The organism is Streptomyces sp. NPDC051976, assembly GCF_040680795.1.
Lineage (GTDB): Bacteria > Actinomycetota > Actinomycetes > Streptomycetales > Streptomycetaceae > Actinacidiphila.
Genome location: NZ_JBFAXL010000010.1, coordinates 20,589 through 33,859, shown reverse-complemented (window position 1 = coordinate 33,859; position 13,271 = coordinate 20,589). Strand labels below are relative to the sequence as shown.

Annotated in this window: 11 protein-coding genes; 3 read left to right on the top strand and 8 right to left on the bottom strand. The window is 68.5% G+C overall.

From position 1 onward, the window contains the following. Window positions 1–40 precede the first annotated feature (40 nt). Window positions 41–514, top strand: a complete 474-nt coding sequence (locus tag AB0M29_RS13580) for a MarR family transcriptional regulator (RefSeq protein ID WP_365382403.1) — start codon at window positions 41–43, stop codon at window positions 512–514. A 79-nt stretch (window positions 515–593) separates the two neighbouring features. Here AB0M29_RS13580 and AB0M29_RS13575 read toward each other — a convergent pair whose 3' ends face one another. The 8 genes from AB0M29_RS13575 to AB0M29_RS13540 form a co-directional block, all read right to left on the bottom strand. Continuing rightward, entirely contained in the window at window positions 594–3,191 is a 2,598-nt protein-coding gene (locus AB0M29_RS13575; protein WP_365382402.1) for an RICIN domain-containing protein, read from the bottom strand. Window positions 3,192–3,551: 360 nt separating this feature from the next. Then, window positions 3,552–4,502 (bottom strand): sugar kinase, encoded by a 951-nt coding sequence (locus AB0M29_RS13570; protein ID WP_365382401.1) that lies wholly within the window; start codon window positions 4,500–4,502, stop codon window positions 3,552–3,554. Beyond that, window positions 4,499–5,146: a bifunctional 4-hydroxy-2-oxoglutarate aldolase/2-dehydro-3-deoxy-phosphogluconate aldolase gene (locus AB0M29_RS13565; RefSeq protein WP_365382400.1), complete on the bottom strand. Its 648-nt coding sequence runs from the start codon at window positions 5,144–5,146 to the stop codon at window positions 4,499–4,501. The genes AB0M29_RS13570 and AB0M29_RS13565 overlap by 4 nt, the downstream gene beginning before the upstream one ends. Further along, window positions 5,143–6,060: an SMP-30/gluconolactonase/LRE family protein gene (locus AB0M29_RS13560; protein ID WP_365382399.1), complete on the bottom strand. Its 918-nt coding sequence runs from the start codon at window positions 6,058–6,060 to the stop codon at window positions 5,143–5,145. Before AB0M29_RS13560 ends, AB0M29_RS13565 begins: the two co-directional genes overlap by 4 nt. Further along, a complete protein-coding gene (locus AB0M29_RS13555) occupies window positions 6,057–6,962 on the bottom strand; it encodes a carbohydrate ABC transporter permease (RefSeq protein ID WP_365382398.1) in 906 nt (301 codons plus the stop codon). Before AB0M29_RS13555 ends, AB0M29_RS13560 begins: the two co-directional genes overlap by 4 nt. Window positions 6,963–6,978: 16 nt before the next feature. Further along, window positions 6,979–7,917: a sugar ABC transporter permease gene (locus tag AB0M29_RS13550; RefSeq protein ID WP_365382397.1), complete on the bottom strand. Its 939-nt coding sequence runs from the start codon at window positions 7,915–7,917 to the stop codon at window positions 6,979–6,981. After that, window positions 7,917–9,197 (bottom strand): ABC transporter substrate-binding protein, encoded by a 1,281-nt coding sequence (locus AB0M29_RS13545; RefSeq protein ID WP_365382396.1) that lies wholly within the window; start codon window positions 9,195–9,197, stop codon window positions 7,917–7,919. Before AB0M29_RS13545 ends, AB0M29_RS13550 begins: the two co-directional genes overlap by 1 nt. Before the next feature lie 12 nt (window positions 9,198–9,209). Then, a complete protein-coding gene (locus AB0M29_RS13540; RefSeq protein WP_365382395.1) occupies window positions 9,210–10,004 on the bottom strand; it encodes an NAD-dependent epimerase/dehydratase family protein in 795 nt (264 codons plus the stop codon). Window positions 10,005–10,612: 608 nt separating this feature from the next. On the opposite strand from AB0M29_RS13540, the gene dgoD reads away from it, so the two are divergent. Next, complete coding sequence (gene dgoD / locus AB0M29_RS13535) at window positions 10,613–11,758, top strand: galactonate dehydratase (RefSeq protein WP_365382394.1); 1,146 nt, start codon at window positions 10,613–10,615, stop codon at window positions 11,756–11,758. 91 nt (window positions 11,759–11,849) lie between these two features. Further along, a complete protein-coding gene (locus AB0M29_RS13530) occupies window positions 11,850–13,058 on the top strand; it encodes an ROK family transcriptional regulator (RefSeq protein ID WP_365382393.1) in 1,209 nt (402 codons plus the stop codon). The last annotated feature ends 213 nt before the right edge of the window (window positions 13,059–13,271 follow it).

Genomic DNA, 13,271 nt, shown 5'->3' with positions numbered 1-13,271 from the left:
ACCAACAGCTACATGAATCTTCAAGTGATAGAATCCGGGCATGTCGATCGCCCCCCAGCGCAGCGAGCAACCGCAGTGGTTGACCCCTTCGCAGCTTCACGCCTGGCGCGAACTGGCGACCCTCATGACGCGCCTGCCGGCCGCACTGGAGGCGCAGCTCAAACGCGAGGCCGGCCTCAGCTTTCTGGAGTACTACGTGATGGCCGGCCTGTCCGATCAGCCGGACCATGCGATGAGGCTGTCCGAGCTGGCCGACCGCGCCCACTCGGAACTGTCCCGGCTCTCGCATCTGGTGGCCCGGCTGGAACGGCGCGGCTTCGTCCAGCGCGTCACGGACTGTGACGACGGTCGGTTCACCAAGGCCGTCCTGACCGAAGCCGGACTCGCCCACATGGTGAAGGTCGCCCCCGCGCACGTCGAGGAAGTCCGCCGGCTCGTCTTCGCCGTCCTCGACGACGCCGAGGTCGAAGCCCTGGACGCCACAGCGAGGAAGATCAACGACGGCCTGCGCTAGGTACCGCACGAAGGCCGGCCGCTTGCGTGAGGGGCGGCCGGCGTTCGCCGTCGGCCGCCCCTCACGTGTCGGGTCGGATCTACTGGACGCCGATCCTGGTCCATTCCTGGCTCGCCACCAGGGCGCAGGTGTTCTGGACGAGGAAGGCTCCTTGCGCGGTGGAGGCGCCTTGCACGTCGAGGCACTTGAGGCTGTGCTCCGCCTGCAGTCTCAGGTTGCCGTCGCCGAAGTCCTGGGTGGCCCAGCTCTGGCTCTGCGAGGTGCCGCAGGTCGACTGGATGACTGACGCGCCGTCAGCGAGGTTGGAACCGCTGACGTCGAGACACAGCCCGCTCTTGGCGTTGACCACGTGGTAGTAGCCGTTGCCGACGCTGTTGAACTGCCACTGCTGATTGGAGCCGTTCAGGTACGGCCACTGGAGGACGGGGGCCCCGGGGCTGGTGGAGCCGTTCTGAACGTCCGCCGCCAGCCCGCTGTTGCCGTTCTGCAGTGACCACGTGGCGTACGCGGGAGTGACCGTGAATGCTCCCAGTGACCGCCAGCCGGAGCTCGGCGCGGTGCCGGTGAGCGCCAGATTGATCGCGGGCGTGTTTCCGTTGGCGCTGTCGACGATCGCCACGGCCAGCTGGTAGGTGCCCGCCGGTGCGGTGAAGGCCGCGGAGGAGGCGCTGGTCGACGGCGCGCCCTTGACCCACGCGCCGGGATCGATGCCGGGGTCGACGTACTGGGCGGCGACCGTGCCGTCTGCCTTCAGCAGCGCGTAGGAGACCTTGTACTTGTGATTCCATCCGGCGAGGTCGTTCGGCAGTTCTCCGACGCCGGTGTTGGACCAGGTCTGGATGATCGGGACCGTCGCCCCGGCCATGGCTGAGGAGGGGTAGCCGACCTGGTCGGGTGCGATGCGGTAGCCGCCGTTGAGGGCGAAGTCCTGGACGAGGTCGGGGTTGTCACGCACCCAGGTGGGGACGTCGTTCGCGGGCCAGCGTAGGTCGAGGGTGTTGGCGTGGATGTTCTTGGCGTCGGCGACGACTCTGGTGAGGACGGTGCGGATGCCGTCGGTGCCGATGGCTCCGTCGCAGCCGTTGGGATTGGTGGCGAAGCTCTGGTAGCAGTTCTCGCCGAAGACGGCCGTAGCGGGGAAGTGGGCTTTGATGGCGTCCTGGTCGCTGGTGGGGAACCAGACCGAGCTGCCGAGGCTGTCACGGCGGATGGCGAAGCCGCTGGTGTAGATCGGGTCCTGGCCGGCGGAGAACTCGCCGCCGTAGTTGAGGTTGAGCAGCACCTTGTCGAGCTTCTGGGCGTAGAGGTTGGTGACCCAGGTGAGGGTGGGGGCCAGGTCGGCGGTGGCGAGCTGGGTGTGGTGGCCCTCCCCCCACCAGCCGAGGCCGGTGGTGTCGACGAAGTCGGTGACGGCGGGGTCGTTGAAACGGGCGGCGAAGGCCGTGAGGAACGTGGCGAACTTCTGGCGGTAGACGGGGTCGGTGAGGACCGGGTCACGGAAGCCGGTGTCGGACAGAGCGGGGGCTTGCGCCGCGCCGGCGTCGAAGACGTACTGGGGAGTGGACTGGCGGTCGGTGTAGTCCTGACTGTCCTCGTTGATGCGGAAGGCGAGCTTGAGGCCGCGCTGCTGGGCGCCCTGGACCAGGGCGATGAAGTTGGCGTCCTCGTTCCAGGCGAAATGACCCTGAGTGGGTTCGAAGGCGGACCAGGGCATCCGGATGTAGAGCTCGGAGGCTGAAGCGCGGTAGGGGTCGACCTGGCTCCAGAAGGTGGCGGCGTCCGGGAAAAGCCCGGTGGTGCTCTCTACGTAGAGCTGCCAGCCCATCGCCGGGTTCTTGATCACACTCGATGTGTCCCGGGCGGGGTTGACGGTGATCCAGTTGGTGAGCGTGAGGTCGTCGCAGTAGCCAGGTGCGCTGCTGCTGTTCTTGTAGCAGTACACGGTGACCTGGGTGTTACTGGCTCCGGTGGTGAACACCACGTCGGCCTCGGTGTACGAAGTGCTGGACGTGGTGGCCGACTTGCCGGGGCCTCCGTAGTTGTCCTTGACACCCAGCACCATCGGCTCGCCGGCAGCACCGGACTTCAGCCAACCCGACAAGCGATACGTGGTGTTCGGCTGAACAGAAACCACCTGCTCAGCGGAAGCCTCCGAGGTACCGATCTTCAGCGCGTAACCCCCCGACCTTGGACTCTCGGCGCTGACGACGGAGTTGTTCCACGCGTACCACGGGGAGAGCGAACCCGACTCGAAACCCGGGTTCCCCATCAGGTTCGGTGAGGAGATCGGGATGAGGGCGACGTCGTCGCAGTAGCCGGGTGCGCTGCTGGTGTTCTTGTAGCAGTACACGGTGGCCTGGGTGTTGCCGGCTCCGGTGGTGAACACCACGTCGGCCTCGGTGTACGAAGTGCTGGACGTGGTGGCCGACTTGCCAGGACCTCCGTAGTTGTCCTTGACACCCAGCACCATCGGCTCGCCGGCAGCACCGGACTTCAGCCAACCCGACAAGCGATACGTGGTGTTCGGCTGAACAGAAACCACCTGCTCGGCAGAAGCCTCCGACGTACCGATCTTCAAGGCATAGCCACCGGTCCGCGGACTCTCCGTACTGACAACGGAGCTGTTCCACGCGTACCACGGGGAGAGCGAACCCGACTCGAAACCCGGGTTCCCCATCAGGTTCGGCGGGGGTGTCGTGGCGGCCTGGGCGGGCGAGGCCGGTATGACCGCAAGCGCGGCGGCCAGTGAGCCGAGGGCGAGGAGGACGAGGCACCTGCGTCTAGCGCGGTGCGGAGCTGGGCGATGTCTGAGGGAGTGGAGCACTGCGCGTCTCCTAGGGGCGTGGAAGAAACCGGATGATGAGGGTCCGGTTAGCTGGCGAGTCTCACCACGCCATGGCAGTGCGTCAATACTTCTGACATTTCTCGGAGTGTCTACTCGCAGTTAACTCCTGCGATGTACGGAACATGGACAGATTTGCCCATGAAAAAGCCGCGGCCCGTACGTAACGTACGGACCGCGGCCTCGAAGACAGAGCTAGCGGCGAACCTCGCCGGCCGCTCCGGGGAGCAGCGAGTGCTCGGCAGCCGTGGGCAGCCCTTCCCAATCGCCCTGGCAGGCCACCGAGAAGGCGGCGACCCTCGCGGCATGGGAGAGGCAGGTGGGCTGATCGGCGCCCGAGAGCAGGCCGGCCAGGTAGCCCGCCACGAAGGAGTCCCCGGCGCCGACCGGGTCCACCTCACTGACGGCTACGGCTCTGACATGGTGCACGCCGGCGGGCCCGGCCGACCACGCGCCGTCCGCCCCGAGCGTGACCACCGCGGTCCGCGGTCCATGGCTGAGTAACTCCCTGGCGAGAGCGGCGGGATCGGATGCGTCCGAGTCCAGCAGCATCTGCGCCTCGTCCAGGCTGGCGAAGAGCAGGTCGGTCAGGGGCAGCAGTGGGCGCAGTGTCCGGGCGGCCTTGGCCCGACTCCACAGGCGGTCGCGGTGGTTGGCGTCGAAGGAGACAGTCACGCCGTGCTGCCGGGCACGGTCCAGGGCGACTCTGACGGTCGCGAGGGCGCTGTCGGAGAGCGCGCAGGTGATGGCGCTCGTGTGCAGGATCCGGGCCTGCTCCACGACTCCGGCCGGAAGGTCGGTGGGCGTGAGCCGGGAGCCTGCCGAGTCGTGGCGGTAGTAGTGCACGCGGCGGACGTCGGCCGTGCGGCGTTCCTTGAGCAACAGGCCCGTGGGGGCCGTCGGGTCGACGGTCGCGTGGACGGACACACCTTCGGCGCGCAAGGTGTCGCGGACCAGAGCGGCGAGTTCGTCGTCGCCAAGGCGGCCGAGCCACGTGGCGCTGTGTCCGAGTCGCCGCACCCCTATGGCCACGGTGGATTCGGCTCCGGCCACGGAGAGGCTTAGCGTGCGGGCGTGGCGCAAGGGTCCGATGCGGTCGGCCGTCAGGGCCGCCATCGTCTCGCCGAGTACGACGAGGTCGCTCATGCCGGCCTCCGCTCGACGGCCGAGACGAATGCCCGCGCGCGGGTGTGCAGTTGGTCGAGATCGCCGCTCGAGAGTGCGTCGCCGAGCAGGGGGGATCCCACGGCGACGGCGATTGCTCCGGCGGCCAGCCAGCGGCTGGCGGAATCGATGGTGATGCCGCCGGTGGGGACGAACGGCAGGTGTGGCAATGGTCCGGCGAGTGCCGTCAGGTAGGCGGGGCTCAGTGAACCGGCCGGGAAGAGTTTGACGGCGGTGGCGCCGAGCCTGCTGGCGTGGAGTGCCTCGGTGGGGGTGAACGCTCCGGGCAGCGAGCCGAGTCCCAGGTCGTTGGCGGTGGCGAGTACCGACTCCTCGCTGTGGGGGCAGACGATAAAGTCGGCTCCGGCTTCGGCGGCCCGGCGGACGTCGCCAGGGGTGAGCACGGTGCCGGCCCCTATCAGAGTGCCGTCACCGGCGGCGGTGCGCGCGGCGTGGATGGCGGCGAGGCTGCCCGGGGTGGGGAGGGTGATCTCGATGCAGCGCAGTCCGGCGTCGAGCAGGGTGCGGGTGGCGGGTATCAGGTGGTCGCCGTTGTGGGCGCGCAGGATCGCGACCAGGCGGTGCTGGTGGAGGAGCTGGCGCAGGCGTTCTGGTCGGGTGGTCATGGGCAGACGTGGTCCAGGAGATCGTGGCCCAGGTAGGGGCGGGCGGCTGGGGCATGGACGCCGACCTTCGCGGTGAGCAGTTTCCCCGCATCGGGCTGGGCGCGGAGGTCGGCGTCGGTCAGGCCGTCCCGGGCGGTGGTGATGACCAGGGTGTCGCCGAGGAAGCAGCAGGCGGTGGGGCGCCTGACCGGTGTCTCGACCACGGTGAGCAGTTCGCCGCGCGGTGAGTAGCGGTGCACGGCCCAGCCGTCCCAGAGCGCGACCCAGACGCAGCCTTCCTCATCGACGTCGAGTCCGTCGGGAACACCGTGTTCGGATGGGAAGACCACGAGAGTGCGCAGCTCTGTCGCCTCGCCCCGCGGGCCGAGGCTCAGGACATCGAGACGGCGGGTCGCGGTGTCGATGAAGTAGGTCTGCCGACCGTCCGGGCTCCAGCCGATGCCGTTGGCGATGGTCACCGAGGTGAGCACCGTGGTGACCGAGCCGTCGAGTTCCACCCGGAGCAGTCGGCCGGAGCCGTGTTGCGGGGGGCGGCCCATGCTGCCGATCCAGAACCGTCCCTGCGGGTCGCATGCGCCGTCGTTGAAGCGGGTGCCACGCCTGGCTTCGGGGCGGCTCAGCACACGTACGGTGCCGTCTTCCGCGAGATGGCAGATCGCGTCGTGTGCGGCGACGAGCCAGCCGGCGCCCGGGTCGGGCAGTGGCGCCACGGCGCCGACCATGCCCCCGGCCGCGGTGCCCACCTGGTACGTCGCCGTGCGGGCTATGCGTTCACCGGCCCGGTGGCCGCGGTGCACGGTGCCGGCCGGGATGTCGACCCAGAGCAGCTCACCGGTGCGGGGGTCGCGGCGCGGGCCCTCTCCGAGTTCATCCACCGTGTCCGAGGCCGGTACGGCGGTCAGGACGGTGGTCATTTGCCGGCCCCCACGGTCATTCCGGAGACCAGGCGCTGGCCGAGCACCACGAAAAGCGCCAGAACCGGGAGCATGACGATGATCACGCCGGCGAACATGCCGCCCCAGTCGCTGCCCTGGAACTGCTGCTGGTCGATGAAGGAGAGCAGAGCGGCGGGCAGGGTCCGGGTCTGTGCGCGGGTGGTGAGGATGATGGAGAACAGGGTCTCGTTCCATGCGCCCAGGACCGCGAGTGTGAAGGCGGTGATGAGTCCGGAGCGGGCCAGAGGCAGCACGACCTGGATGAAGGTGCGTACCGTCCCCGCGCCGTCGATCACGGCCGCCTCCTCGATCTCCAGTGGCAGCGAGACGAAGTAGCCCGTGAGGAGGAAGACGGTGAAGGGAATGGCCAGGCCGGTGTAGACGAGAATGAGGCCTTGCATGCTGTCGAGCAGCTTGAGGTGCGTGGCGTCCTGTGTCTTGGCGAAGGCCAGGTAGACCGGAATCACGATCAGCTGGCCGGGAATGCCGACGCCGAGTGCGAACAGCATCGTGAGGGGGCCGCCGACTCGCTTGCGGGTCCGTGCGAGCGCGTAGGCGGCGGGGGCCGCCACGGCGACCGCGGCCGCGGCTGAGGTGGTGGAGACGACGGTGGAGTTGACCAGGCCCCGGCCGAAGCCGCCGGTCTTCCATGCCGTGGTGTAGTTGGCCCAGTGCGGGGAGCTCGGCCACCCCACAGGGTGCTCGAAGATGGACTTGGTGTCCCGCAGGGAGGTCAGCACCATCCACACGAGCAGGAGCAGGTTGGTGATGACGAGGCCCCAGATCAGGGCGGAGCCGAGATGGCGTGGCCTGAGGGAGAGCCCGCGCCGGGGCCTGGCGGGCCGTGTGCGGTGGCCGGGGTTCGTGGTCGTCGCGGGCACGCGATCTCCTTGTGGTTCAGACTTCGACGGCGTCGCGGCGCATGACGCTGCGCAGCAGGACAGCGACGACGGTGATGAGTACCAGGCTGACGAGTGCCGCGGCGGAGGCGACGCCGAAGTCGTGCTGGGCCTTGGCGGAGAAGCCGGTCTCGTAGACGTAGAGCGCGGTGGTGTAGGTCTGGGGCGGCGGGGTGCCGCCGGTCGATCCGCCGAAGACCAGGACCAGTTCGAAGACTCTGATCGAGGCGATGGTCCACAGGAGTGCGCAGACGGTGACGACTTCCCACGACAGCGGCAAGGTGATGTGGCGGAACTTGGTCCAGGCGCCGGCCCCGTCGAGCTCGGCCGCCTCGTAGTAGTAGACGGGGATCTGTTCGACCGCGGACATGATGATCGTGGTGTAGAAGCCGACAGCCGCCCAGATCGTGGTGGCGAGGATCAGGGTGAAGATGTTGTCCATCGCCAGCCACTTGGGCGGGTCGGTGACGCCCAGGGTGCGCAGCAGGTGGTTGACCACGCCGTCCGGCCTGAACAGCAGGCCCGCCATCACGCCGAAGACCAGGGGGTTGACCAGGACGGGGAAGAACAGCACGTAGCGGACGAACTTGCGGCCGACCATCTCCCGCAGAAAGAGAGTGATGGCGAAGCTGAGGACGAAGGTGATCAGCCCGCCGACGACCAGGATCAGTCCGGTGTTGCGCAGGGCCGCCCGGAAGGTCGGGTCGAGGAAGAGCTGCCGGTAGTTCTTGCCGCCCCGTGCGTGGATGTCGGTGATGCCGTCCCAGCTGTGGAAGCTGAGCCAGACGCTGAAGACGATCGGGGCGACGAAGAAGAGAAGGAAGAGGACCAGAGCCGGTGTCATGAAGGGCCAGAACGCGCGGTTCTGTGCGCGCTGGAAGGGGCTGTTGCCCGCCGGGCGGGGGGAGAGCCGCCCGGCGGTGGATCGGGGTGGCATTAGCCCTTGGCCTTCCAGTAGTCGGCGGAGGCACTGGTCATCTTGGTGACGAAGCCGGCCGCGTCGGTCTTGCCGAACCACAGATCGGTGAAGACCGGGTTCAGGACCTTGTCCTCGTAGTCGGGGCTGAGGTTGTCGAAGGGCAGCCGGGTCTGCGACTGGTTCAAGCTCTGTGCCGCGTCGGCGAGGCTTGCCGGGGCCTGGGTGTCGGTGCGCGGAGTGATGTTGCCCGCGGTGGTGGAGATGCCGCTGATCTGGGAGCGCTGGAGGAAGAAGGCGATGAACTTCTCGGCGGCTTCGGCGTTCTTGCCCTTCTTCGGGACGGCGAAGCCGAGCGGGATGACATCGACGGCGTCCTTGGCGGTGTCGCCGGTGGAGGGGAAGTTCACCGAGTGGTACTGGAAGCCCTGCGGGGCGAAGGTGCTGGTCTCGCTGGGCAGCCAGCTGCCCATGAGGAAGAACAGCGACTTGCCGGTGGCCCAGTTGTTCTGCTGTTCGGGGTACTTGGTCGCGTCGTAGCCGGGGATCAGGTAGCCGCCCTTGACCAACTGCTCTATCTGGTGGGCAGTCTTGAGGACCACCGGGTTCTTCCACGCCGCGCCGGATTTGTCGGCGGCCAGCGCGGGCAGTGAGCCTCCGTTGCGGTTCAGGAGGTAGTCGAACCAGTAGGTGGTGGCCCAGCTGGCGTCGCCGTCCGTACCTATGCACGCCTTGCCCGTGGCCTTGGCCTGCCGGCACAGGGCCAGCAGGTCGTCGAAGGTCTTCGGGGCGGGGCCTGCGATGGCGGTGGAGTTGTAGAAGAGGGAGACGGTGATGGCCTCGTAGGGGATCATCCACGGGGTGCCGTCCTTGCCGGCGGGCAGGATGTCGCGGAGCTTGGCGGGGATCACGTCGCTCACCTTGCGATGCTCGCCGGTGTCCATGCCGAGTACGCCGGTGAGGTCACGGGCCTGGCCGGTGGCGGCGAGAGTCGGCAGCATCTGGTCGAAGGTCTGGTCCACAAGGTCGGGCGCGTTGCCGGCGAGCAGGGCGGGGCCGACCTTGTCCAGCACCTTGCGGCCCTGCCACTGGACGTTGACCTTGATGCCGGTCTTGGCCGTGAAGGCGTCGATGGAGCGCTGCAGGACCTTGGCCTGAGGCTCGGTCTGGGTCCACATCGACCAGTAGGTGAACGACTTGCCACCGCTGGCGGAGTCGCTGGTGGTGGCGCACGCGCTGGTGACCAGGGCACTGGTCAGGGCGAGGGCGATGGATGCCGTGCGCAGCGAAACTCTTCGCATCTCGTGCTCGTCTCAGGTGGTATCGGAACTTGGGTGTGGCCCGGAGGCTGTGGTGCCTCGGGGCGGGAACATCAGGCAGGGCGTGTCATGCGCCCAGGGCAGGTTCGCGGCTCCCGCGGGGAGCGGGTCTCGGGGCCGGTAGCCGAGGTCGGACGTGGCGTTGCCGATGTCCCAGTAGCGGCTCCCATGGCGGGAGACGCCGAAGTAGATGCCGTGGCGCACGGTCGTGACGAGTGCCCCGGCGACAAGGGCGCGGGCGTCGTGGTCCGACAGCCACATCGCGTTGTAGTCGCGTTCGGCCAGTGGCCAGCCCACCAGGCCGAATCGCAGGCTGATGACCGTCGCGCCGGTTCGTTCGGCGTGTAGCCGGCCCAGCGCTTCAGCCGCGATCTTGCCGGCCCCGTAGGCGCAGCACGGTCGGGGCAGTGCCTGCGGAGCGACGGGGAACTCCCCGTCTCGGTAGTTCAGGCCGGCGGCGTGATTGGAGCTGGCCAGAACGATGCGGCCGACCCCGTGGCGCTGCGCGGAGTCGAGCAGCGACGCGGTGATGGCCACGTTCTTCGCGATCTCGTCCCAACCTGCCCGCGGGCTGGCCATGGCGGCGAGATGGAGGATGGCGTCCACCCCTCGGGTGGCCCGATCCATGACTGCTGGGTCGAGAAGGTCACCGAGGACCAGCTCGTCCTCGGCGTCGGCCGTCGGCGCCAGCGTCGCGATCCGCATGTCGTACGACTCACGCAGAGCCGGATTCAGCACGGAGGCGAGGGCGCCCAGGCCACCGGTGACGAGAAGGGTAGGTCGACTCACCGTGGCTCTCCTTGGGTTGCGAAGTGCCTGCACACATTAGGGCTCATCACTCACGAGCGTGTCAATACTTTTGACACATCACCGAACTTGGAGTGGGCATTCCGCTCGATGAGCGGACGACTCCCCCACTCACTCTGGCCTAATCGTCCAGACACTTGACGCTCTTCCGGGACTGTGTCAGGTTTGCGATGTGGCAGACGACTTCGGCTTTTCACCGCAGGCACGGGGGCAGACGGCCCGGGACACGGTCTCAGCGCCCTCACGCGGAGCGCGGCGCGTCGGGCCGGAACTCGCGTACCGAGCCGCTTTCTCGCCGCCACCGTCTCCGCGATTGTCAATGAGCTCATCGACCAGGGCGCCCTGACGCGATGTCACCGGCCTGAGGCACGGGGACCGGTGATTGGTGCCAGGGCGTACTGGCACCAGTCACCACTGTGCGCGTGTCAGCCCCTCGGCCCCCGCCGGACCTTCGCACCGGCCGCCTCGCGGGCCGGCTTGTGCGCCGCCGTCGGCGGTGCGGCGCCGGCCCCGCGCGAGGCTCCGCACGTCATTTCACTCGTGCGCCGACCCGCGCACCGAGTTCCCCACCGCCCGAAGGAGATCCGGTCGTGAAGATAGTGAGCCTCGAGACCTTCCTGGTCAAGCCCCGTTGGCTGTTCCTGTGCGTCCAGACCGACGAGGGCATCTCCGGCTGGGGCGAACCGATCGTCGAGGGCAGGGCCGAGACAGTCGCGGCAGCCGTCGCCGAACTCTCCGACCAGCTGGTCGGCTCCGATCCGATGCTCATCGAGGACCACTGGCAGACCCTGACCAAGGGCGGTTTCTACCGTGGCGGACCGGTGCTCTCCAGCGCCGTCTCCGGGATCGACCAGGCACTGTGGGACATCAAGGGAAAGGCCTACGGTGTCCCGGTGTACGACCTGCTCGGGGGTCCGGTCCGCGAGAGGATTCGGGCCTACCCCTGGGTCCACGGGAACGAGCCCGGTGCACTGGCCGACAGCGCCAGGGCCGCCGTGGCCGCCGGGTTCGACGCCATGAAGTTCGGCGCGAGCGACCAGATGACCCCGATCGACTCCCCCGCCGTCGTTCGCCACATGGTCGCCCGCGTAGCAGCCGTCCGCGAGGCCGTCGGTGACGAGGTCGACTTCGCCATCGACTTCCACGGCCGCGCCAGCACCGCGATGGCCCGCCGGGTGCTCCCACTACTGGAGGAGTACCTGCCGCTGTTCGCCGAGGAGGTCGTCCTGCCGGAGTACTCCCGGGACCTCGCGCAAGTCACCGGGACCACCTCCGTACCCATCGCGACCGGCGAGCGGCTCTACTCCCGCTGGGACTTCAAGGAAGTACTGCGCAGCGGCATCGCGGTCGTGCAGCCGGACCTGAGCCACGCCGGCGGGATCTCCGAGGTCCGCAGGATCGCCGCCATGGCCGAGGCACACGACGTGCAGCTCGCCCCGCACTGCCCGCTCGGCCCCATCGCCCTCGCCGCCAGCCTCCAGATCGACTTCGCCACCCCCAACGTGCTGATCCAGGAGCAGAGCATCGGCATCGGCTACGGAGAGGGCGAAGGGCTGCTCGACTACCTCCTCGACACCGATGTCTTCCGGTTCGACAACGGCTATCTCCACCGCCCCCTGGGCCCCGGCCTCGGCATCGAGATCGACGAGGCCGCGGTCCGCCGGGCCACCGAGACCGGCCATCGATGGCGCAACCCCGTGCTCCGCCACCGCGACGGCTCCTTCGCCGAGTGGTGACCGTACGAAACTGGACAGAACTCGTTCACGGGTCCATGCAACTGTAAGATCTCTTGACAAAGTTGACCCGATCGCGACTACCCTGGACGTCATGATGTCGGAGCGAAGCGGATCTTTGCAAAGCCTTCGCCGCACCAACCAGGAGCGGCTGTTCTCCCTGCTGCTCAACCGCGGACCGACCCACCGTGCCGAACTCGCCCGGCTGGCCGGTGTCTCGCGGACAACGGTGTCGACCATCATCAGCGAGCTCCTCGAACGCAATCTGGTGATCGAGACCGAGCCCCCCGCGGGGAAACGGCTCGACGGCCGCGCGCGTGAGGTGCTGACCATCAACCCGGCGGCGGGCGCCGCGGCCGGCCTCGACTTCACCCTCCGCAATATCGACGTCTTCATCACGGACCTGGCGGGCCAGCCTCTGGGCAACGCGGGCGCGACGATCCAGGCCGACGCCTCGTGGACCGACCGTGCTGCCGCCGCCCTCGCCCTGCTCGACAACCTCCTCGACGAGGCCCGGCTCAGCCGCCCCGACCTCATCGGAGTCGGTGTCGGCGTGCCGGGCCAGATCGCCAGCGCCACCGGCACCGTCGGGCCGTCCCTGCCCGGCCAGGCATGGGTCGGTGTCAACGTCCCCCACGAGTTCGGCCAACGTCTGAACGTGCCTGTGCTCGTGGAGAACAACACGCGGCTGGAGAGCGTCGCCGAGATCATGCACGGCGCGGGGCGAGGAGCCCAGAACCTCTTCTACTTCGGTCTCTCCAGCGGGATCGGCACCGGCATGTTCTTCAACGGCGAGCTGTACCGGGGTGCGGTCGGCGGCGCCGGCGAGCTCGGTCACATGTCGGTGGACATCGACGGCCCCGCCTGCCCGTGCGGCAACCGCGGTTGCCTGATTCAGTACGCCGCCGTTCCCGCCATCCTCGAAACCCTCCGACCGCGGTTCGGCGCGGAGGTCACGATCGAGGAGATCCTCGACGCCGCCGACGCCGGCGACCGCGCCTGCGCGGGCGTGCTCAGCGACGCCGGGCAGCTCGTCGGCCGGGTCCTGGCCAACATCTGCAACCTGCTCAACCCCGAGCGCATCGTGGTCGGCGGTGAGCTCGCCCGAGCCGGTGACATCCTGCTCAACCCGATGCGGACCTCCCTTCAGCGCTACGCGATGGCCCTGTCCCGCGAGGTCGAACTCGTCCCGGCCCAACTGGAACACGGCTCACGCGCCGGTGCGCTCGGCGGTGCCGCCCTGGTGCTGCGGGAGACACCGGGACTCGCCTCGATCCTGCTCCGGGGCGCCGCCCTCACCTGATCTCCCGCCACTCCCGGAGGCTCGGAGCCCGATCGGCACAGGTCTTCGATCGGGTGCCAGTAGTACTCGCCGCTCAACGCGCGCGACATCGGCGGCGCCTCGCAGCCGCTTTCCTCTGCGCGCCCCCGCTGCCGATCGACCGTCAGCGGCGTAGGCGTCTCCCGCCGACGGCCGCCGGATGAACGTGCGTGTCGGTTTCCGGCCGCCCCAGCC